General features: G+C 64.8%; 16 protein-coding genes. 5 read left to right on the top strand and 11 right to left on the bottom strand.

The window, feature by feature from the left end; translation table 11 throughout:
• From ACSSV8_RS18735 to ACSSV8_RS18715, 5 genes are all read left to right on the top strand, one after another.
• Window positions 1-2013, top strand: a 2013-nt coding sequence (locus ACSSV8_RS18735; RefSeq protein ID WP_454283472.1) for a phage tail protein, incomplete at its 5' end; no start/stop codon positions are given.
• Window positions 2014-2023: 10 nt separating this feature from the next.
• Complete coding sequence (locus ACSSV8_RS18730; RefSeq protein ID WP_454283471.1) at window positions 2024-3100, top strand: DUF2793 domain-containing protein; 1077 nt, start codon at window positions 2024-2026, stop codon at window positions 3098-3100.
• Between the two features lie 19 nt (window positions 3101-3119).
• The gene (locus ACSSV8_RS18725; RefSeq protein ID WP_036708271.1) at window positions 3120-3407 is read left to right on the top strand and encodes a DUF6127 family protein; all 288 of its coding nucleotides are present in this window, start codon (window positions 3120-3122) and stop codon (window positions 3405-3407) included.
• Between the two features lie 74 nt (window positions 3408-3481).
• Window positions 3482-4156, top strand: coding sequence for a YcbK family protein (locus tag ACSSV8_RS18720; RefSeq protein WP_454283470.1), 675 nt, complete (start codon window positions 3482-3484; stop codon window positions 4154-4156).
• A 162-nt stretch (window positions 4157-4318) separates the two neighbouring features.
• Window positions 4319-4501: a hypothetical protein gene (locus ACSSV8_RS18715; protein ID WP_454283469.1), complete on the top strand. Its 183-nt coding sequence runs from the start codon at window positions 4319-4321 to the stop codon at window positions 4499-4501.
• A 142-nt stretch (window positions 4502-4643) separates the two neighbouring features.
• Here ACSSV8_RS18715 and ACSSV8_RS18710 read toward each other — a convergent pair whose 3' ends face one another.
• From ACSSV8_RS18710 to ACSSV8_RS18660, 11 genes are all read right to left on the bottom strand, one after another.
• Window positions 4644-5480, bottom strand: coding sequence for a hypothetical protein (locus ACSSV8_RS18710; protein WP_454283468.1), 837 nt, complete (start codon window positions 5478-5480; stop codon window positions 4644-4646).
• Window positions 5481-5560: 80 nt separating this feature from the next.
• Window positions 5561-7579 carry a ferritin-like domain-containing protein gene (locus ACSSV8_RS18705; protein ID WP_454283467.1) on the bottom strand — a complete coding sequence of 673 codons (2019 nt, stop codon included), beginning with the start codon at window positions 7577-7579 and terminating at the stop codon, window positions 5561-5563.
• Window positions 7576-8844 (bottom strand): radical SAM protein, encoded by a 1269-nt coding sequence (locus tag ACSSV8_RS18700; protein WP_454283466.1) that lies wholly within the window; start codon window positions 8842-8844, stop codon window positions 7576-7578. The genes ACSSV8_RS18705 and ACSSV8_RS18700 overlap by 4 nt, the downstream gene beginning before the upstream one ends.
• Window positions 8845-8882: 38 nt before the next feature.
• Window positions 8883-10400 carry a hypothetical protein gene (locus tag ACSSV8_RS18695; protein WP_454283465.1) on the bottom strand — a complete coding sequence of 506 codons (1518 nt, stop codon included), beginning with the start codon at window positions 10398-10400 and terminating at the stop codon, window positions 8883-8885.
• Between the two features lie 63 nt (window positions 10401-10463).
• Window positions 10464-11582, bottom strand: coding sequence for a hypothetical protein (locus ACSSV8_RS18690; protein WP_454283464.1), 1119 nt, complete (start codon window positions 11580-11582; stop codon window positions 10464-10466).
• A gap of 4 nt (window positions 11583-11586) precedes the next feature.
• On the bottom strand, window positions 11587-13227 hold the full coding sequence (locus ACSSV8_RS18685; protein WP_454283463.1) for a hypothetical protein: 1641 nt from the start codon (window positions 13225-13227) through the stop codon (window positions 11587-11589).
• Between the two features lie 32 nt (window positions 13228-13259).
• Complete coding sequence (locus ACSSV8_RS18680) at window positions 13260-14324, bottom strand: NAD(P)/FAD-dependent oxidoreductase (protein WP_454283462.1); 1065 nt, start codon at window positions 14322-14324, stop codon at window positions 13260-13262.
• Between the two features lie 50 nt (window positions 14325-14374).
• Window positions 14375-16288 (bottom strand): LodA/GoxA family CTQ-dependent oxidase, encoded by a 1914-nt coding sequence (locus tag ACSSV8_RS18675; RefSeq protein WP_454283461.1) that lies wholly within the window; start codon window positions 16286-16288, stop codon window positions 14375-14377.
• A 55-nt stretch (window positions 16289-16343) separates the two neighbouring features.
• Complete coding sequence (locus ACSSV8_RS18670; protein ID WP_454283460.1) at window positions 16344-16946, bottom strand: hypothetical protein; 603 nt, start codon at window positions 16944-16946, stop codon at window positions 16344-16346.
• 17 nt (window positions 16947-16963) lie between these two features.
• Window positions 16964-18181 (bottom strand): hypothetical protein, encoded by a 1218-nt coding sequence (locus ACSSV8_RS18665; RefSeq protein ID WP_454283459.1) that lies wholly within the window; start codon window positions 18179-18181, stop codon window positions 16964-16966.
• Between the two features lie 883 nt (window positions 18182-19064).
• Window positions 19065-19412 (bottom strand): hypothetical protein, encoded by a 348-nt coding sequence (locus tag ACSSV8_RS18660; protein ID WP_454283458.1) that lies wholly within the window; start codon window positions 19410-19412, stop codon window positions 19065-19067.
• Window positions 19413-19530: the final 118 nt, after the last annotated feature.

Below are 19530 nucleotides of genomic sequence, written 5' to 3'. Positions count from 1 at the left end.
CGAAATCCGAAAGGACAAAAGTGGCCGACTTTTACGCCGCCCGCGACAACACTATGCCGCCGCTACCGTGGCCGAGTATTGCTCCGCCGATTACAGGTCACGCCGCATTTCTCGCGGGGCTGGCGGGATGACGCGATCCAGCGCGCCTATCTCGAGGCGACGTACCTCTGGTGGGGCGATGCCGCGAACAACCTGCTGTCCTCGGTCTACGGCGGCCGGATGGTGCACGTCCCCGAATGCGCCGCCTGGACATGGGACGCGCGGCCGTATCCCTTCTTCCCGGCGCTGACCGACGTCTGGACGGACGGCGCTAACTGGCGGCTCGGCCACTGGCTGACCGGGCGCCTCGGCGCGGTGTCGCTGGCCGCACTCGTCCGGCATCTCTGCCTGCGCGCAGGTCTGCCCGAAGCAAGGGTCGACGTCACCGGCCTCTGGGGCGCGGTCGAGGGCTACGCCATCTCGGCGCTCGAAAGCCCGCGCGCCTCCATCACCACGTTGTCGCGGCATTTCGGCTTCGACGCCGTGGAGACCGAGGGAATGATCCGGTTTGTCATGCGCGGCCGGGCCTCGGTCGCTACCCTCGCGCCCGACGATCTGGTGGCTGGTCGTGAAGGCGACATCCTTGAGTTCACGCGCGGCCAGGAGACTGAACTGCCGCAGGCGCTTAAATGGCAGGTCGCCCGCGCCGACGAGGATTACGATGCGGCGCTCGTCGAGGCGCGGCGCATCACCGTGGACACGACCCGGATCGCCTCCGAGTCCTTCCCGATGGCGGTGCCGCCCGAGGAGGCCGAGAGGCGCTGCCGCCGCGCGTTGATGGAGGCGTGGGTGGGGCGCGAGACGGCGGCGTTCCGGCTGCCGCCCTCGCGTCTGGCGCTCGATCCTGCCGACGCGATCCGGTTGGAGCATGACGGGCGGCTGATCGATCTGCGGCTCGTCTCCATCGCCGACGCCGAGGCGCGCGGCATCGAGGCGGTCCGCCAGGACCGCGCGACCTACGACCTACCGCCTGGCGATCCCCGCGCGGCGTCGCTGACGCGCGCCGTGGTGTTCGGCGCGCCGGATGCGGTGCTGCTTGACCTGCCGCAGCTCACCGAAGACCAGCCCGCGCATCGGCCGCTGGTCGCCGCGCACGCGGTTCCGTGGCCGGGCGAGATGGCGGTGTTTCGCAGCCCATCCACCGATGGCTTCGAGTTGCTGACCACGTTCGGCAGCCGCGCCCGGATCGGGGCTCTGGTCACCGACTTCTATCCGGGCCCCAGCTCGCGTTTCGATCTCGGAAACGCGCTGGTGGTCGATCTGCTCACCGGCACCTTGGAAAGCGTCACCGACCTGACCCTGTTCAGCGGGGCGAACGCGCTGGCCATCGAGAGCGCGCCCGGCGTCTGGGAGATCGTGCAGGCAGGCGCGGCGGAACTGCTTGCGCCCGGCCGGTATCGCCTGACCCGGCTCCTCCGCGGCCAGCGCGGCACGGAAGGCGCCATAGGCAATCCGGCGCCTGCGGGCGCGCGGGTCGTCTTGCTGGACACTGCGCTGGCGTCCCTGCCGATTGCTGAGGCCGATCTCGGATTGCCGTGGAACTGGCGCATCGGCCCGGCCAGCCGCCCGGTCACCGACGAGACCTATGTGGGGCAGACCTTCACGCCTGAGGGCGTGGGCCTGCGGCCGTTCTCGATCGCCCATGTCGAGCAGCCGTGGCGCAGGCCGCGCACGCCCGGCGACCTGACGATCCGCTGGACGCGACGATCCCGCGCGCTCGCCGCCGACAGCTGGGGCGGGCTGGAAGTGCCGCTCGGCGAGGAACTGGAAGCCTACGAGGTCGAGCTCCTCGACGGCCCTGCCGTGAAGCGGATCCTGAGCACGGCCACCACCAGCGCCGTCTACACGGCCGCCCAGCAGACCGCCGACTGGGGCGGGCCGATCGGGCCCGGCGACACGCTCGACATCCGCATCTACCAGCTCTCCGCCCTTGTCGGGCGGGGCGCGCCCAAGATCGTCACGCTCACCTTCTGAAGGCCATCCCATGTCCGACGCCACGACCCATCTCCTGCTGCCCTACATCCTGGCGGCTCAGGCCCAGAAGCACGTCACCCACAATGAGGCGCTGCGGATTCTCGACGGGCTCGTCCAGCTCTCCGTTCTCGACCGGAACCTGACCGCGCCGCCCGATTCACCCGCCGATGGCGACCGCTACATCGTCGGCTCGGGCGCGACCGGCGACTGGGCGGGCTGGGACCTGAATGTCGCGCTCTGGACGGACGGCGCCTGGCTGCGCCTGCCGCCTCGGACCGGCTGGCGGGCTTGGATCGAGGACGAGGGCCTGCTGCTGGTCTATGACGGCGCGACCTGGATCGGCACCACACCGGCGGCGCTGCAGAACCTCGCTCTGCTGGGCCTCGGCACCACAGCCGATGCGTCGAACCCGTTCTCGGCCAAGCTGAACGCTGCGCTCTGGACGGCGAAGACCGTGGCCGAGGGCGGCACGGGCGATCTGTTCTACAGCATGAACAAGGAGGCCGCTGGCGACGACCTCGGTCTGACGCTGCAGACCGGCTTCGTGACGAAGGCGCTGGTCGGGCTGTTCGGCTCCGACAGGTTCCGCCTCGCGGTCTCCGCCGACGGCAGCACCTTCTTCGACGGGCTCAGCGTCGACAACGCGAACGGCATCGTCGACCAACCCCGGCTGCCCAGGTTCAAGGCTTACACCAACTACGACAACTACGTGGGCGTGGGGACCTGGACGAAGATCGGCCTCAACAACACCGACACCAACGATCAGGGAGCCTTCGACGCCGCGAACAACCACTTCGTGGCGCCAGTCGACGGCACCTACCTCTTCGGCGCGACGCTTCTCTACAAGATCAACGCCAGCGCCACGGCCCGCATGCGCGGGCGGCTCGTCCTGAACGGCACCACCGAAATCCGCGGCTCCCTCGGCGAAATCTCCGCCACCCACGTCTCGCTCGCCACCGCGATCTGGCTCCAGACCATGGTGCCCCTCACCGCGGGCGATACCGTCGAGCTGCAGGGCTATTTCCGAGTCGCGGACGGCTACCTCGCCGCCGATCACACGTCCTTCTGGGGCTGCAAGATCGGCTGAGCGGCAGAAGGAGGACCCGATGAACCCACCCCGATCCGAGGGCTTCGTGCGCATGCCCGACGCCGAGTTCGAGGCGATCCTGACGCGCGCCGCCGAGGAAGGCGCGAAGCGTGCGCTCGCCGATGTCGGGCTCGACGGCGACGAGGCGGCCCTCGACATCCGCGATCTGCGCTCCCTGGTGGACTGCATCCGGCTGGTGCGCCGCACCGCGATGCAGACTGCCGTGCGCATGATCACCACCGGCGTCATGCTGGCGCTGCTCGCTGGCATCGCGATCAAGCTCAAGATTTTCGGCGGCAGCCCGTAGCCGCGCCCCATCCCCATTCATCAGCCCGCAATGACCCGCCCTCGAGGCGGGTTTTTCGTTTTCGGAGGACACCCATGACGACGACCTTCCACCGCCATTGGCGCGACGTACCCGAGAGCGGCTGGCGCTGGCCTAACTTCTCGCCAGCCGAGATCGCCTGCCGGGGGACCGGCAAGTTGCTGATCAACGAACCGGCGCTCGACAAGCTGCAGGCGCTGCGCGACCGGCTCGGCAAGCCGCTGGTCGTCCGCTCCGCCTATCGCAGCCCCGAGCACAACCGCGCCGTGGGCGGCGCCACTCGGTCGAAGCACCTCGACGGCGCCGCCTTCGACATCGCCATGGCGAACCACGACCCTGCGGCATTCGAGGCGGCGGCACGGGAGGTCGGGTTCCTCGGCTTCGGCTTCTATCCGCGCTCGGGATTCATCCATGTCGATCTCGGGCCCGCTCGCCAGTGGGGCGAGCGCTTCCCCATCCGGGCGACGGCTTTCGCGGCTGAAACGCCGCCTGCGCGCGAAGTGCTGGCCGACAGCCGCACCATGAAGGGCGGCGGGGCCGCCGGTGTGGCTACGCTGGGCGCCGCGGGCGTCGAGGTCGCCCAGAGCGGCCTGGCTGAGACCCAGTCCGCCATCCTGCCGCTGGTGCCGTACCTCGACACGCTCCGCTGGGTGTTCATCGCCGTGGCGCTCGGCGGGATCGCGATCACGATCTACGCGCGGCTGGACGATTGGAAGCGGAGCCGCCGATGATTGGTGCGCTCCTCGCTGGGTTCGCCACCAACCCGTGGGCCCGGACGGCTCTCCGCTACAGCGCCATCGCGCTCACAGTGCTCCTGTTCCTGTTCGCACTCCGGCGCTCCGGTGAACGCACGGGCCGCCTCGCCGAACGTCTCGAAACATTGGAGGAAACCAATGATGTTCAACGCCGGATGCTGGATGCGGCAGCTCGCCGTCCTCGCGACCACCGCCATCTGGCTGCAGACCATGGTGCCGCTGACTGCTGGCGATACCGTCGAGCTGCAGGGGTATTTCCGGGTCGCGGACGGCTATTTCGCCGCCGATCACACGTCCTTCTGGGGTGCCAAAGTGGGGTGAAATCTCTAAGGTTGATGGTCCTCGTGGCGCAATAGAGCTTGAAATAAATTTCCTCGATCGGTAAAAACCATTTCACTCGTCGGGTCTGGAAACTGTGTCTACGAGATGCGTCCACTACGATGCAATCTTCAGTGTTGACTTGTCATTTCGGTCCAATCGATACAGCGCTCCTCAGGTCCAAGTATTCATAGTAGCGGGCGCAGATCTGTAGATGCTGGCGAAAGACGTCCACCATTCGACGGTGAAATAGTTCGCGTCGCGTCTTTTCCGAGACATCTTCAACACCCAAAAGCGAAGAGACCCAAAGTGTGGCGCGGATCGTGTGGCCGAAGCCGTCCCCGGCCAAGGGGTCAAGCGCAAGGGCCTCGTCCCCGACCGGACAGCCTTCTTCCTGCCAGAGCGCCCCAAGGCGTGTAGAGGCATCAAGGCGGCGCGGTGGGTCATCAAGACCTCCCTGAGCACAAAGGCCGAGACGGTCGAGAACTTCGTTACCGTTCTCGCGCGCCTCCGGTTCTGCCCCGCCAGTCAGGTAGACCTGAAGGTTGATGCCACCCGACGGCGCAGGCGCCAGCGCGGCCCAGCCTTGACCAACGGTCATCGTCGCGCACCAGTCGAGGTGGCCGTTCGACGAAACGGGCAGATCCCAGACGTAGGCCGCAAGCGGGCGGGCTGCGATGCCCAAGTTGGCCCGCCGTCCACGGGCACGAACGGTCATCTGCGGACTTTCCCTCGCCGCGGGAATCGTCCTGGCAAGTCGGCTGGCCAGCCGGACCGCATCGACCGACAGACTCCTTTCGGGAAGAATCTCGAGCCGATCGGCGTTCCAGTCGAGTCTGCGATGCCTAATCGCGATCCCGTCGGCCACGACGTCCGACAGGAGTTTTTGCCCGAAGAGGTTGCCGATCATCCACAGCGTCTTTTCGTTCAAAACGAGGGTCGGGCCGCCCGCGACCGTTTCTGAAAGGTCCGGGGCCACCACCTGGTGCCCCGCGCGCGACAGGCTTGCCGCTGCCGCGATGGCCCCAAGGCCGGCCCCTTCGACGGTCAGTGGCACAGGCATCACATCAGCCGCGCCATTTCTTCGATCATGCGCGCGTAGTGCTTCTCCATAGAAGCCGCAACGGCGCCGCTTCCACTGCTGCGTAAGTCGTCAAGCAGGGTTTCCATCGGCGCGACCAGTGAGCTCCGCAACCTGTCCTCGGGCGTCCCGCTTGCCGCCGCGAATCCGGGACCGGCAAGCAAATCTCCCATATTCGGCAGGGTGAAGAGGGGTGCGCCACCCAGCGCGATGACCTCATGCGCGGCATCATCGAGGGCATACATGGCATAGCGAGCCGCCTGCAGAAAATCGCCGGTACGGGAATTGGACATGGAGAACACGATCCCGAGGGCGGACAGCACGGTCGAATAGGCGCGGTCGGCGACGATCTCGGCCACCTTGGCGGGGTGCCCGTTCGCAAGCGGCTGCGGATTTTCCGACATAGTAGCCCGCAGCCACGACCCAGCCGGAAGGCCGTCTAGGGCGACCTTGACGTTTGAAAACCGGGTGAAATGGTCAAACCCTTCGTCGATGATCAACTTGATGAGGTGCAAGAGCCTTGCCCGCTCGTCTTCGGTGAAATCGGCACCTTGCCGGATCGATAGCAGAAGCCGCGTATAGAGACCGTCGATGGTGTCCCCCGCCTTGTCGGGATCGACCTGATCCGAAGGGCGTTCGACGTCGATGAACCAGTCGAGTTGCGCTGCGGTCAGGGGCTTCAGGGCGAAATCATGCGAGATGAATCGCGCATCGCCGTCAAGATCTTCGAACATGCCGACACGGCCAAGTTCCATCGGCTGGCCAAGTTCGCGCAGGATCTCGTTGACCCATCGGAAGTGGCGCATTTCATCTATGGAAACGCTGAGGACTGACCGGGCGACGTCGAAGTTCCGCGCCGGAACGAGATCCATGCCGGGGATCGTCCGCGGGGCTTGAACCGAGTAATGCGCATAGAGATATTCCACCATCAGTCCGTGCTCGACCGTTGCGAGGTAGCGCAGGCGGCGCAGTACTTCTGCCCTCGGAAGGACATCTGCAGGCGGCAGTTGCGTTGCCGGTTCCGGCGCGAATCCGGGGCTTTCGGCGTGGTCGAAGACAGGGTTGAGAACCTCCCAGTCGTTTAGCAGGGCCTGGTAGTTCATTACGTGGCCCGGCACATCCGTTCGGCGGGACGACCAGCCCGCGGGGTTAAAGTCCCCTGAGGCATAGGTCAGCAAACCGATCCTGTCATCCAGAACGTCCTCCACCGGACGTTCCTGTCCCGGCCCGCGTTCCGCGCGCTGGAAATTGTAGAGTTGCGGGCCCTCCGATTCGAGCGCGACAAGATCAGGCTTGTTCGACGCCCAGTAGAAACACCCGCAATCCGTGAAATCATACTGCCATGGCGCACAGAGACTGCGTGACAGGTCGCCGGGTTCGTACAGGAGAGGATTGATCACGCCATCGACCAGATAGTCTGCGCGTACACCGGCCAGGACTGCGAACTGCAAGTTGCCGGCGCCGTCGCGGCGGACAAGGTCATTGCCGCTCTGCAGGGCGGTTTCTGCTTCAAGCACGGTTGCCGCATCCAGACCGATCCCGCCTTCGGCAGCGCGCCGGGCCAAGAGCACGGCCAGCGGTCCGGGTTCGAGGTCATGCACCACGCGCCAGGCCGCAAGTCCGCCTGTGCCATCCTGCAGCGAAAATCGCTCGACCCGCTGCTGCGGCCCGATCATCGTACCGAAGGTCCCGAAGACCGCCCAGAGATGGATCGTTTCGGAACGGACCTGCCCGGTATCGGTCTGATCGATTGGCAGGGCACGTCTGGCGCGGAGCTCATCGACCGACCGCAGGATCGGCGGCAGTGCCGTGTGATACTCGAATTCGAGGCCGGGAAAGAACCGCTTGTCGAGGTTGCGCTGGTCAAACTCAAGCCCGGGATAGCAATTGTCCACACCGCTTTCGGGCCGTACAGTCACCGGGTTTCCCCGCACCCATTTCTCGGCCCGGGCGGTCAGGTTGCGTGGCTGGATCTTGCGGCTGGTCAGATCGTCGCTCATTGGATCGGCTCCAGGCTCTGGTCCTTGAAAAAGGTCTCGGGGGCATCGAAATACTCGGGGATGCGGCTGGACAGGTCAGCATAGGCCGAAAGGCAGAAATCCAGCCAACCGCGGATGTAGTCACATCCGACCCGGCCTCGCGCCAGCACCTCTTGGTGGCAGCCGCCGCCGCAAAGAAAGCGTGCCCAGCAGGTCTGGCACGGCTCTTGCCGCAATACGTGTCGCCGTTCCAGGAAATCGCGCTGCGCCTCGCGGTCGGCCCCGTTCTCGATCGTTCCGATGGCAAAGGCAGGATCGTCGATGGCGCGATGGCAGCCGAACAACCCGCCCTCTGCGCTGACGCTGGCATAGCCCGCCGCGGCGCCGCAGGGATAGGGGCGATGGCTGCCGCGGTGGATCTCGCCTAGCGCAGTTTCGAAATTCGAGAACGGGTAGCGCCGCCGGTCCAACAACGCCCGGGACGCCCGTTTCCCGCAGTCGATCATGCCCGCGAGGAAATGTTGGAAATCCGCACCGTCAAACGCGTCTCTCGGATCGGGCGAGACTAGAACAGGGGCAAAGCCCGCCTCGTCCACCCCCAGCGCCAGCATGTCCTCCAGCATCCCGGGCAATTCGCCCGAACGCGGCGTCACGGTCGCCCGGAGGGACACATGGCGCGGACGCCGCGCAGCCGTGGTCAGCTTGCGGATGCCTTCGACGGTCCGGTCATAGGCACTGTGCCCATTTCGCAGAAGGCGCTGCGCGTCGTTGGTGGCGCGCCCGCCGTCAAGGCTGACTGCGACGCTGAACGGGTAGTCACCGAGCAATGTAATATCCTCGTCCCGAAGCAGCGTTCCATTCGTGGTCACTGAAAAGCGCAGCGAGATGTTCCGCTGCGACGCAAGCTCCGCTGCAAGGCGCGTGACTTCGTGCAGCACCCTCGCGTTCAGAAACGGCTCGCCTCCCATGTAACCGAGGACCGCGTCCTGCCCCGGGGGCACCTGGTTGAGAAACCGTTCTGCTGCCATGCGCGCGATGTCGACGGACATCAAGCGCGCATGCGCGCCAAAACGGCCCTCGTCGGCATAGCAGTAGCTGCAGCTCATGTTGCAGCCCTGGGCGACATTCAGCGACAGCGCACGCAGCCCGCCGGGACGGTAAGGTGCTTCGTCCACATAGCGGGCTGCGGTCGCTGCGCGCAGGCTTACCGGTACCGTCCCGGCGGCGGCCTGCGCATAGGTTTCCTCGTCCACGTCGTAGATGCGGCTACCATCGACCAGCAGCACATGTGACCCCTGTGGGCTCCGGAATGGATGAAGGGCTGTCATGCGTCTTCTCTCTGCCGCTTGGCCCAAAGCTGGATCAGCTCGTACTGCCGCCGGGTCAAGTGCATCGCGTTCCGGTCCGACCCGCGCATCAGGGCAGGCATCCGCCGGTCGTAGAACCGCTCGGGCGGACGCGGGATCCGGATCCACTTCTCGATCAGGTCGGGTTCTTCACGCAGCCTGTCGCGGAAGTATTCGATGGCGTTGTAGCGGCGGTGCTTGCGCTGCCCCGCCATCGTCACCGGCATGGCGTCCACGTTCTGAGGTGTCACCGGGTAGGCCGGACTGGCCGAAAGACGTTGATCGATCGTGGGCCACAGCGTCCAGTGTGGGCTGGCTTCGAAGGCCGGAGACGGGTTGGGCAGATCCAGACTGTCACCGGTCGGGTTGGTGTATTCATTGAGATTGGTAAGACGCGCGCGGTAGTTCTGCGCGTCCTTGTTCATCAGGTCTGAAGTTTCGAGCGCGCGCTCGAAAATATCGGCAACGATGGATTCCAATTCGTCGTCGGAAATAGTTCCGTCGCGGGCCGAGGCACGGACTTCACGGTCGCTCAGCCCGTCCTGTAGCGACACGACCGGCCGGTTCATTGGCGCGAAGTCCGGCGGGCCGACTGCGATGCGGGCATGGGCTACCAAGTCACCGATCCGGCACGAGATTAGACCATCGCCCACATCGTCCACCAGACCGATCACCCGGCTCAGGATTGAGGCGACAAGTCCGCCGGGGTTCAACCGCCCGTCGCCGGGTCCCAAGGGCGGCACATCGGTTGCGTCCAGATCATGGGTTGCCCACGAGGAGTCGCGGTTCACCCTGTGACGGTCCGGCGGCACGACCAGGTCGCGCCAGGGCAGGATGGCACTCGCCTGATCGGGATTGGACGCGAGCGCGGCGTCGATCCGTTCGTCGATGTCCGGTGGTCCATAGATCACGCCCTGCGGAGCGTAGAAGCGCAACCGCAGTTCCGGAAAGGCGTCATCGGGTCTGGAGAGCTGGACTGCACCCATCGGGATGCCATCGGGATGCCCGACAAGCGGCTGCGCCACGGCGGGCGATCTGCCAAAGATCTCGTGCCGGGCGGTGTCATCGCCAGCGAGCTCGCGCTGCGCATTGATCCGGTCTCCGTCGCGCAGTGTGATGTGGTAGGGCTTCAGATTGCCGACGTTCACGTTCCACGTCACATCGCTCAGAGACAGGCTAAAACGGGACAGGATCGCTGGCGTCAACGGGCCTTCGACGACGGTACCGTTCTCCTCCCAGGTTCCCCAAAGCTCGAAGAACGGGCAGACCGGGCGGAAGGCGCCATCGGGATCCTTGAGCACGATCTCGTTCGGCACCGAGGACGAGACCGTTCCGTCCGCGCCCAGCGACAGGGTCTCTTCGGGCTGAAGGGTGGTCGACGCGGGTTGGTCCGGCGACAATTTGGCCGAGCGCCACGAATAGGCCGCGCAGGGCGTTTCGGAAGAGCCGACGCGGGCGAAGGCCAATGGCGGGTAGATGACGATGGATGTCAGCATGTGGGTCCCTAGGGTCAGTCTGGTGTTCTGGATGTCGGTCGGACCGACCGGCACGATTTGCAATCAGATGCGGCGAAAACGGCTCAGTGGCCTCGCCTCGGACGCAGAAGCCGGAGTCGCGCCACCGGCGCCGCCGGGAACCGGGGCGCCAAGGCAGCCGGTCTCGGCCTCTATCGGCGCCTGCGCAAGTTTGTGCGCAAGTCCGGTGACCTTGATCCTGATGCCGTCGGCGACCTGCCCGCCAAAGCGGAGTTCCTTGCCGTTGATCCGGATGTCGCCTGCGACAAAGTTCCCACCCGCTGGCGCTTCGAGCACCCCGCGCACGGCACGGCCTGCGGCACCGCGTGTATAGGTCCAGCAGTCCTCCGGCGCGACGCCATCCGGCACCTCCCAACCTGCGAAAGAAATTGACTCAAAGGCCAGTTGCGTCGGATTGGCCATGGCAATGTAATGCCCGGCGCGGGCCATTTCGTTGACCTCGGCGCCGATGGTCGGGTCGCTGTGCCGTTCCGGGTCGCCATACCGTCCGCAGAGGATCAATTCGCGCGCGCCGGTCTTTGGCGTCCCGTCCGGATTGCTGCGGACCACGCAGGCCCCGGCCACAAGTTCGACCGCCGCGCCTATCGTGTTTGGCTGACCGATCATGTGCATGGCGCCGTCCGAACTGTTGGCGTTCCAGCGGTTCACCGGCTTGTAGTTGCCCAGTCCGTCGACAAGATCGGACATCCGGACATCCGGCGATATATGCTCGCGGTACAGCGCCACAACCAGATCGGGCTGCCGCCGGAACAGGGCGCGAAAGTAGTTGCGGTCCTCGCAGGTAAACGAGATCTTCAGCACCTTGCCGTTTGCATCGCGGGTGGTGCTCCATTCGCAGTATTCAACCTGTTCGAACCGGCTTTCCTCGGCGAGGAACCAGCGTTCTTCGTCGGTGGCAGAGGAAATGGCCAGCGGACGCGGAAACGCCGTCCAGCCGATTTCCTTCTCGACCGAGTCGGCCTCGATGCCTTCGGCCGGGTTGAAGAACTGGTTGCGCGACCCAGCGAAGCTGGCCGATGGGGGAATGCGAGAACCGTCGAAATAGCCGCTGACCTCCGTGTGCCAATCCTCGGCGGCGTCGGCGTTCATTTCGGTCAGATCGCCGGGGGCGGAAAATCTGAATGCCATCGGGTCGTTCTCCAATCCGCTATCCAATCAGGTCGGGTACTTCGAAGATCGTCGCGTCGGGTGCCATCATCACGGGCGCAGCATCCGGCGGGAGCAAGTCGCCGGGCAGCGTCAGGGCAAATTCCGAAACGCCCAGCGTGCGGAAATAACGGCGTCGCGAAACTACTAACCGCATCAGGTCCCGAACCCCCTGCTCAGTCTGCATCAACTGCTTGGCCGCGTCGTAGTAGGCGGCGATCTCTGCGCCGATCCGTGCCCGTTGGGCCGCATCGTCGCCCGTTGCAAGCCAATCCAGTACTCGCGCCTCATCCGAGTCCTTGCGTGCGGAAGCCTCGGCCGCGAATGCGTCACGTATCAGGGCCTCGCATGACCCGGTGCCGGTTCCCAAGCCACCGGCCTTCGGCATGTGCCGCAAGAGGCCCGAACGGCGCGAGGATTGGATCGGATTGCTGAAGTCCACGGCCAGGATCGCGCGGACCAGCCCGGCGCTCAGGACCTCACGGTCGATCAGGGCAAAGACAGTGCTCAGGTCTTCGTAGGCGGGCGCTGGACAGGCCAGCGCAAAGAAGGCCTCGCCGGGCTGGCGAAAGCCTCCAGCCGGATCTTCCAGCGCGATGCCCAGATCGTCGATGGCCTGCAACAGGTGCCCGCCGTCGATCTGAACGCGCCCGCGGATGGTCAGCGGGTCGAGCAGACGGGTCCAGGCCTCGATGTTGAGCAGGATTGCGGGCGGAACGTTGACCTTGATCCCGGCCGCCACCTCGCTGAATTCCCGGTCCGATGCCACTAGGTTCACGGAGGTGGTCTGAACCAGTTGCCGCAGGAAAGTATCCGCAGCGCTGAGCGTCCCGCCCTGGATGGCACGGTTAAACCGCGCCTGGGTCCAGCGGTCGATCCCGGGCTGGATGATGTCGCGTTCAAGGATTTCCGCCCCCACCAGACGGGCCATCAGCCGGTGCCCGAGGATGGGGTGGCCAGACGCAAAGGCCTCGGGCGGGATCGGGATCGACTGGCTGTTCCAATGAAGCCATGGCGCACGCAGTTCCTTCATGACCAGCGAGCCGTTCACATGGCCGTCGAAGGGACCGCGCCCCCGGGTCGGTGGCTCCAGCGCGTGGGTGCTGTCGCCAGAAAGGAACCAGACTCCATCCCGGCGCTGGTAGAAATTGTACGCGCTCTTGCCGGGGTCCCAAGACAAGACCTGCAGCAGGCCGCTGGTGGATCCGGGCCGGTCATCGACGCTCATTAGGATGAGCCGGTCGCTAGGCCCGGTCCGCACGACGACAAACCGCAATGCCCGGTTCAGCGATGCGGTGGCGGAGGTGAGCGGGATCTGCCCGCCTTCGCCCAGCAAAAAGACCTTTTCGTCGGGCACGGCAGCATCGGCCAATGCGGCATCAGCAGAAAGGATGTCGAGCCGCTCCAGCACGGCGTCCACCGTCATCGGGCGTTCGTCCCGGCGCAGGACCAAGCGCGCGAAGGGGTCGCCAAGCGTGTTCAGATCCTCGGAGGTCAGGGGCACCGGGGCAGAGTCAAGGCCGACCACCATGCGCATCACCGGCGGCACCGCGGCCGGGGCGATGCCAGCGGAGACCTCGGCGGTCGCGGGGTGCCCGATCTGGCCGATCAGGCTACGCTTGTCGAAAGCTGTTTCGGCCATGGGACCTACCATGTTCGGTCGGGGCACCCGGGTCATCCGGCCCGGGCGCGTTGCGTGTCAGAGTCGCTCAGGCCGCGGCCTGGGCTCCGGTTGGGTCGTTCGGATTGCACGGGCGGCGGAGACCGCGACGCGGCGAAGGCAAAGTCCTGCGCCCGGCGACGGCGCCAGAAAGGTGACTGACCTCGTGCCGTCGCATAGTGTAGCGGCATGGCCCGATGCGTGCGCTCTGCCGTCCGCGACACCAACTCGGCATAGATGTCGAGCGCCTCTCGCTTTCCTGTCAGTGTGTCCGCCGCAGCATTCCCGGCAAAGAAGCCGCCGGAAAGCGCACTGAAGAGACCCTGCGAGGCAATCGGGTCAAAAGCTGCCGCGGCATCTCCGGCTGCAAGCCAGCCGGGCCCGGCGCAGGGAAAAAGCCGTGCGTTCCTAGCGTCCCATGTCTCGGCGCCTGCCGGAAAGCCACTTGGGCATGGCAGCAATACCGGGACATCGGGCGCGGAACTGGCGTCCCCTAGGAACCCCACCGTCCCGCCGTGCCGCATCGGCAGGCCGTACCACCAGCCGTTGGAAGCGGCTTCGATTACAAGCCGCGGCCGGAGCATTGCAGGCAGGAAAAAGGTACGCGCCACGAGAGGCGCGCTGAGGCAAAGCCGCGCGCCAAGCCGCCGCGCCAAATGCGCGGGCCGCCCCGTTGCATCGACGGCAAAACGCCCGCGCACCTCTTGTCTCGCTCCCGTGGCGATCCGCCAGTCGCCGGGCACCCCCGAAATGCCGCACAACCGAAAGGCGTGAATACGCCCGTCCATGGATTTGACACGCGCCTCCAGAAGTGTAGCCAGCGCCCCTCGGTCGATGCTGATCGCAGGGCGATGCTGCGCGGATGGGTGGCCCAGAATCTCGGGCCGTGACGACGACCAAAGTCCCAGAGCCGGATGCAGCGCCACCGCGCCGTCAAGGATATCCGCGATGCCCAGCCGAGCGATGATCGGCTCTGCGGCAGGCGGCAGCATCTCGGCACGTGGCTTTCCATTGGCCACAGCCGGCGCCAGGACGACGACGTTCAACCCACGTTCGAGCATGGCAATCGCAGCGGCCAAACCAGCCGGTCCTCCCCCTGCAATCACGGCATCGAAACGCGGGCCCGCCATCAGACCTCACCCCGGTCGAAGCGCTTGAAGGTCGGTCTCGGCGCTGTCACCTCCTCGGTCCGCATCCGCCCAGCCACCGGCCCGGACGGTTCGTCCTGGTAGAGCGCGGTCACATTGCGCGCCAGCGTTAGCGTAAAGTCGCCCTGAGAGAACTGCGGCCACCGTCCTGTTTCGACGAAACACGGGTCGGGCAGGCCGGTTCCCGGTGGCGGTGACTTTGCCTCGACCATCCCCAGCCGCCACCACAACGACACCATGTTGTCGATGCGCTCCAGATAGCCGCGCCCCTGGATGTCACGCAGCCACAGGCGGCGGTTGGAAAAATGGCGCTGCCTCTGCAACTCGGGCTGGCCGGGCAGGGTCGCGATCTCGAAAGCCTCGACCGGCATGACTTGGTTCGGCACCCGCGCGCCCCAGAAACTGGGCGAGGAGAGATAGAGGCTGGGGGTGTAGAGCGCGGCCGAATTGCAGGAAGCCTCATCCGTCTGCCAGGGCACGCCAAGCCAGCGCGTAAGCGATCCCGGCCCCGAGACCCCATGAGGCCCGTCGGAGGCAAGCGCCTCTTGCCGGGTCAGGACCGGGCCGTAGTCCTGCCGGACCGATTCACCTTCGGTCAGGGTGCGCAAGCGATACGGCGCCTCCCACATGGTGGCCAGCCGGAACGGCCATGTGATCTCGATGCCTGGATGAAACGGACCACCCAGACATTCATGCAGACCGGCCCGGTCTAGTTCCTCGGCCTGCTGCTCCGGCGAAAGCGCGTCGAAGACCGGAAGCTGGGGGACCCCGGTCCAGTCCGAGTCGAACTGTCCCGCCGCCCATCGTTCGAGATGGTCGTACTGCGTTTGGGTCACCAGCAAGTATTCCAGCGCCGCATCGACGCGATCGCCGAAGGTATCGCCGTAGAAAGGCGGCAGTGCTGCCGGCTGATCCTCCGGCGGCTGCGGTCGGAAGAGCGCGAGCACTGCGGCGCGAAAGGCCGCGGCCTGCGAAGTTGTGTCGGCCAGCCGGTCGATGACGGCGGGGTCCCGGGCGTCCAGCGGCGTCCCTTGGCCGGCCAGCAGCAAGATGCCGTCGTTGACCCATTGATGCGCGCTCATCCGGTCGAAGATTGGCCAGATGTCCCTCGTAAACGAGGTGCCTGCCGGTTTGTCCAGCCAGCCCAGCCGGATGTAGAGATCGCGCACCACGTCATCCATGGTGACCACTCCAAACAGCCCTGGTCCGTAATTTGGCGGGGCCACCACCACATGCGCCGGCGTGGCCTCGAAACTCTGGCCGTCGATTTCGAAATGCGCTCGCACCGGACCGTCGCAAGTGTCGTCGTGCCAGCCGTCGTTGTTGGCAAAGGTCGTGGGTCGCGCGCCCGGCAGTCGCGGCTCGGACACACCCGCGCCGCCAAGGAACAGCAGCCGCCCGGCCTCGTCCGTCCGCAATTCGCCCAAGTAAACCTTCTTGCCAAAAAAGGTGCCGTCGTCGAAGCGATACTGTGTGCCCTGCTCGTTCGCTCCCGAGATCTGGCGCGCGGCAGGCCGAATGCTGAGATCGTCGCGAGCCGCGCCGGTCAGGGCCACGTTGCGTTGGGCCGGTTCCTCCACGTAGGACGGGTCAAGATCCATCGCGAAAAGAAACTGGTACCAGCCGGCCTTAAGGTTGGCGACCTCGACCCGCCATGTCAGCTTGCCGTCCGCCGCCGTGATTTCGCGCACTTCGCCGGATTTCAGTGTTGCGTAGACCCGGAAACGCGGCACTTGCCGCTTGATCATGCCGCCGCTGTTACGAAAACCGTCCGGGTCTTCCGGCACACCGCCGCGCACCTCGGCTGCGGGAAACCAAGCATCGGGCGCGTTGCCGATCCGGGCGATGCCAATGGAGGGATGGATCGAAAGGGACTGAATATCCTCGGCGCGCATGATCTTCCTCAATGCTGGGGCAGTTCAAAAAGTTGTCGGGCGCGGCGACGCCCGGTCATTCGCTAAAGTCGATCTCGGTTCTGTCGACCTCCTCGGTCTCGAAGCCGGAGGACTTCAGCACCCTGACTTCGATCGCACTGGCATCGGGAAACTGGTTGAGATCCACCTTTCCGGCGTCCGGACGGTCAAGCCCGACATCCAGCGTCTGCCAGAGCGCGCTGCCCTTTTCGCGCGCCTGCAACGTGTAGGTCGCGTTCGGATCGGCTGCACCGGCCTGTATCAAAGGAACCGAATGTCCGCTGCGCGGCCCAAGGCCGAACGTCTCGGCCGTTTCCGCCACGGGGCGGAGGGCCGGCGCGGAATAAACCGCTAGTTCCTGCCCCTCCTGCATCAGGCGAAGTAGCTTTGCGCCTTCGGGAAGTTCAAAGAAGGCCTGAAATGTGCCTTCATCCACGACGTCATCACAACTGCCGAAATCCGGTGTCACCGGCATCTCCGCCAGCTGCTGCCCGCCTTCGGTTTCGACCGATATCTTCAGAGGGCTGTCCAAGCGTTTGTTCGGCACGCTGCTTTCTTGGGCAGGTTGCACCGCGACGAACTGGCCAGACTTGTCCGCCCGGTTGAAGGTTCCGACGGCCTGGATCCATGTCTTGGTCATTACATCTCCTTTCGCCGCTACGCGACCGCCGGGGCGAACTGGGTGTCTTCCAGATGCAACCGGTCAAAGATCTCGTCGTAAGTGTGGCGCGACACCCACTGGTTCTCGCAATAGGTCATGAAATCGCTGTTGTCGGGGTGCGGCAGCGCTCGCATCGGAAGCCCGAGGTCCGGATCGCCGGTGTCGAACCCGACGCAGCCCTCGGCATCGTCTGAAATGCGTCCGTTCGCGTAGGGAAAGCTCGAAAGCGGATCGCGGCCTTGGTTGCAGTGTCCGGGATGGCGGCATCCCAGCGTGTGGGCCAACTCGTGCGCGCCGTACCAGTCGGCATAGGAGCCGTCGTTGTCCCAGGCAAAGCCGCTGCGGCCGGCAGGGCCCATGGCCACGGTTGCCGGGTCCGGTGTCGCCGCGACCTGTGTCGCCCGGCCCCGGAAGAACCCGCTGTCGTCGGCTATCAACCCGTAGTAGTGGGTTCGCGGGTCCCGCCCGGCGTTGACATCCGCCTGCCGGATCAACTGAAGCCGTAGAAGAACGCGCGCGGCCAGGGTCTGCCACAGCGGGTCGTTGATCGTTCCGTCGCTGAAAGGCGGCTCGACGTTGCTGCCGATGGGGACAACGATCTGCGACCAGTCAAGCGAAGGCACCGGGTAGGCGCGCGTCAGGTAGGACCGTAGCAGGTCGAAATGCAGCGCATCGGGCGCAAAACTGGCGGGCGGGTTCAGCCGGTTGTCCGTGTAGCGCAACCCTACGACCCGGATTCGCAGGGGCGGCGAGGCCTCGAAGTCTACCTTCACTGCGTGGCCGGGGTTGCTGATCGGAACGTCGTCGCCCATGGCGACTGGTATGATCCGCTTGACGCGTACGTGCAGTTCCCCGACCTGTTGCGGCGGAAGTTCGATGTTAAGACTTTCTTCGGCATTGCCGCGTTGCGCCTCCAAATCGGGATGACCCGAGGATCGCAATGAGATGATATTGCGCGAGACGATGTATTTTTCCGGGCCGCCGCTGGTCGTGGCGACGGCAATCTCGGCTCTGACGCGCACGTTCCGTGGCAGGCCGTCTGGCTTGACGTAGATCCGGACCACCGTGCGCTTTTGTGCGATCAAGCGAACATCATGTGCGAGGTTCTGGATGGCCTGAACCACCTCTACCCCTGCGATTTGCACGGTACCACCGGAAGCTTCCGAGAAAATGCTGCGCCGACTTGCCGTGGCATCGAGACCAAAAACGCCCATCCTGCCCTCCAAGCTGATGGCGAATACTATGAGACGCGGGCATACACTATTTGCCGAGAATCCATACAGACTGGTAGCACAACTCTAGGTTCTTGTCCTCCGCAGCGTTTCGCTTAAACGAAGTATCCGTCTTGGCCGACCGGTTCGGAGGGGTGCAAACCCCCGATTTCTAGTAGCGACACCCTTCGGGGTCGTTGTTGTTGCAGGCTAGGGGATAAAGATTCGTACGCGCGATCCTCAGGTTATAGCACAGAGATCGGGTAGATGCCGCTCTCTCCTGACTGCATCGCGATGTGCCAAACTCGTGGTGTCGAAGCGCGAGCTGAAGGAGAGGGCAACCGTGAGAGAAGCAGGCATCATCGGTGTCGATCTCGCAGAGGGCGTGTTCCAGGTGCATGGCACCTCGACGGACGCCTCTTGGTCCGCTAGAGCCTATCGTTGCCGACGCTTTCCCGTGTCGCCACCAGTCGAGATTGAACCGGACGACGGTTCGAACCTTTCCTAACTTAAATAAAAACAATGACTTAGGGTGGAGAAGGTTGGACCGCAGGCCCATCCCCTCCGCCACTTGCCCCAGCGAAAGCGTTCTCCCGATCCGGCTGCGGCCGGGTTTTTCCGTTGTTTTCGAGGGTTATGCGGGTGGGGCTGAACACTGGCAGAGGCGCCGGATGACCCAGAAGCGGTCTCTCAGGGCTGATATTCTCCGGACCTCATGACTGCGCTATTTTGGTGATTTTCTTTTAAGTATAAGCAATTGCACAATATTTTTTCGTGATCAGCGTTGCTTTCGATGTCAGGCCCATCCGCCTCCGATGGAACCGGGATCGAACCCTCGGCGGATCCAAAAGAGTTGCGCGCGGAGGCTCCTTAAGTATTGGCAAGGCTAATCTTCCTGCTCGATCAGCGCTGATAGACGAGCAACGAAATAGGCGTTCACGAACTCAATCGCCTCATGAACAGGAAACTGAAAATGCTGGTCGAGGTCGTCACCAGAGATCGCGATTGGCGGTGGCAGAGATAGAAGGCCATAATAGAAGATGATGTGGGCATGGCTGGACTTCGGCACGAGTCCGATCCCGCGGCCATACGCGGAAAGAAGCATCTGAGTGCGTACGAGCTCTTCGTGAATGATCCGACGCTTCCCACCGTCGTATGAGCCGTTGCCGCGCTTCACATTGTACGCGTTGAGCGAGCCGCGTGCCTCGTCGAAGACCAAGATGTCGACGCGCACAGAGCGCTCACGATCTCCGTACGGGTCGTGTCTCGAATCTGGTGGAAATTCTCCGGCGGCGTTCTCCGGGCGGGTTGATTTGGGCCTGATCAGGCGGCGAGGTCAAGGGTCATGGGCT

The organism is Roseovarius sp. MBR-79 (assembly GCF_053628555.1).
The sequence above is the reverse complement of the archived record's forward strand: the minus strand, read 5'-3'. Positions and strand labels throughout refer to the sequence as shown.

Excerpts from the sequence above, each read along its gene's own strand:
- ACSSV8_RS18730 (WP_454283471.1), top strand. The coding sequence starts at position 2,024 with ATGTCCGACGCCACGACCCATCTCCTGCTGCCCTACATCCTGGCGGCT.
- ACSSV8_RS18725 (WP_036708271.1), top strand. The coding sequence starts at position 3,120 with ATGAACCCACCCCGATCCGAGGGCTTCGTGCGCATGCCCGACGCCGAG.
- ACSSV8_RS18720 (WP_454283470.1), top strand. The coding sequence starts at position 3,482 with ATGACGACGACCTTCCACCGCCATTGGCGCGACGTACCCGAGAGCGGC.
- ACSSV8_RS18715 (WP_454283469.1), top strand. The coding sequence starts at position 4,319 with ATGATGTTCAACGCCGGATGCTGGATGCGGCAGCTCGCCGTCCTCGCG.
- ACSSV8_RS18705 (WP_454283467.1), bottom strand. The coding sequence starts at position 7,579 with ATGAGCGACGATCTGACCAGCCGCAAGATCCAGCCACGCAACCTGACC.
- ACSSV8_RS18695 (WP_454283465.1), bottom strand. The coding sequence starts at position 10,400 with ATGCTGACATCCATCGTCATCTACCCGCCATTGGCCTTCGCCCGCGTC.
- ACSSV8_RS18685 (WP_454283463.1), bottom strand. The coding sequence starts at position 13,227 with ATGGCCGAAACAGCTTTCGACAAGCGTAGCCTGATCGGCCAGATCGGG.
- ACSSV8_RS18675 (WP_454283461.1), bottom strand. The coding sequence starts at position 16,288 with ATGCGCGCCGAGGATATTCAGTCCCTTTCGATCCATCCCTCCATTGGC.
- ACSSV8_RS18670 (WP_454283460.1), bottom strand. The coding sequence starts at position 16,946 with ATGACCAAGACATGGATCCAGGCCGTCGGAACCTTCAACCGGGCGGAC.
- ACSSV8_RS18665 (WP_454283459.1), bottom strand. The coding sequence starts at position 18,181 with ATGGGCGTTTTTGGTCTCGATGCCACGGCAAGTCGGCGCAGCATTTTC.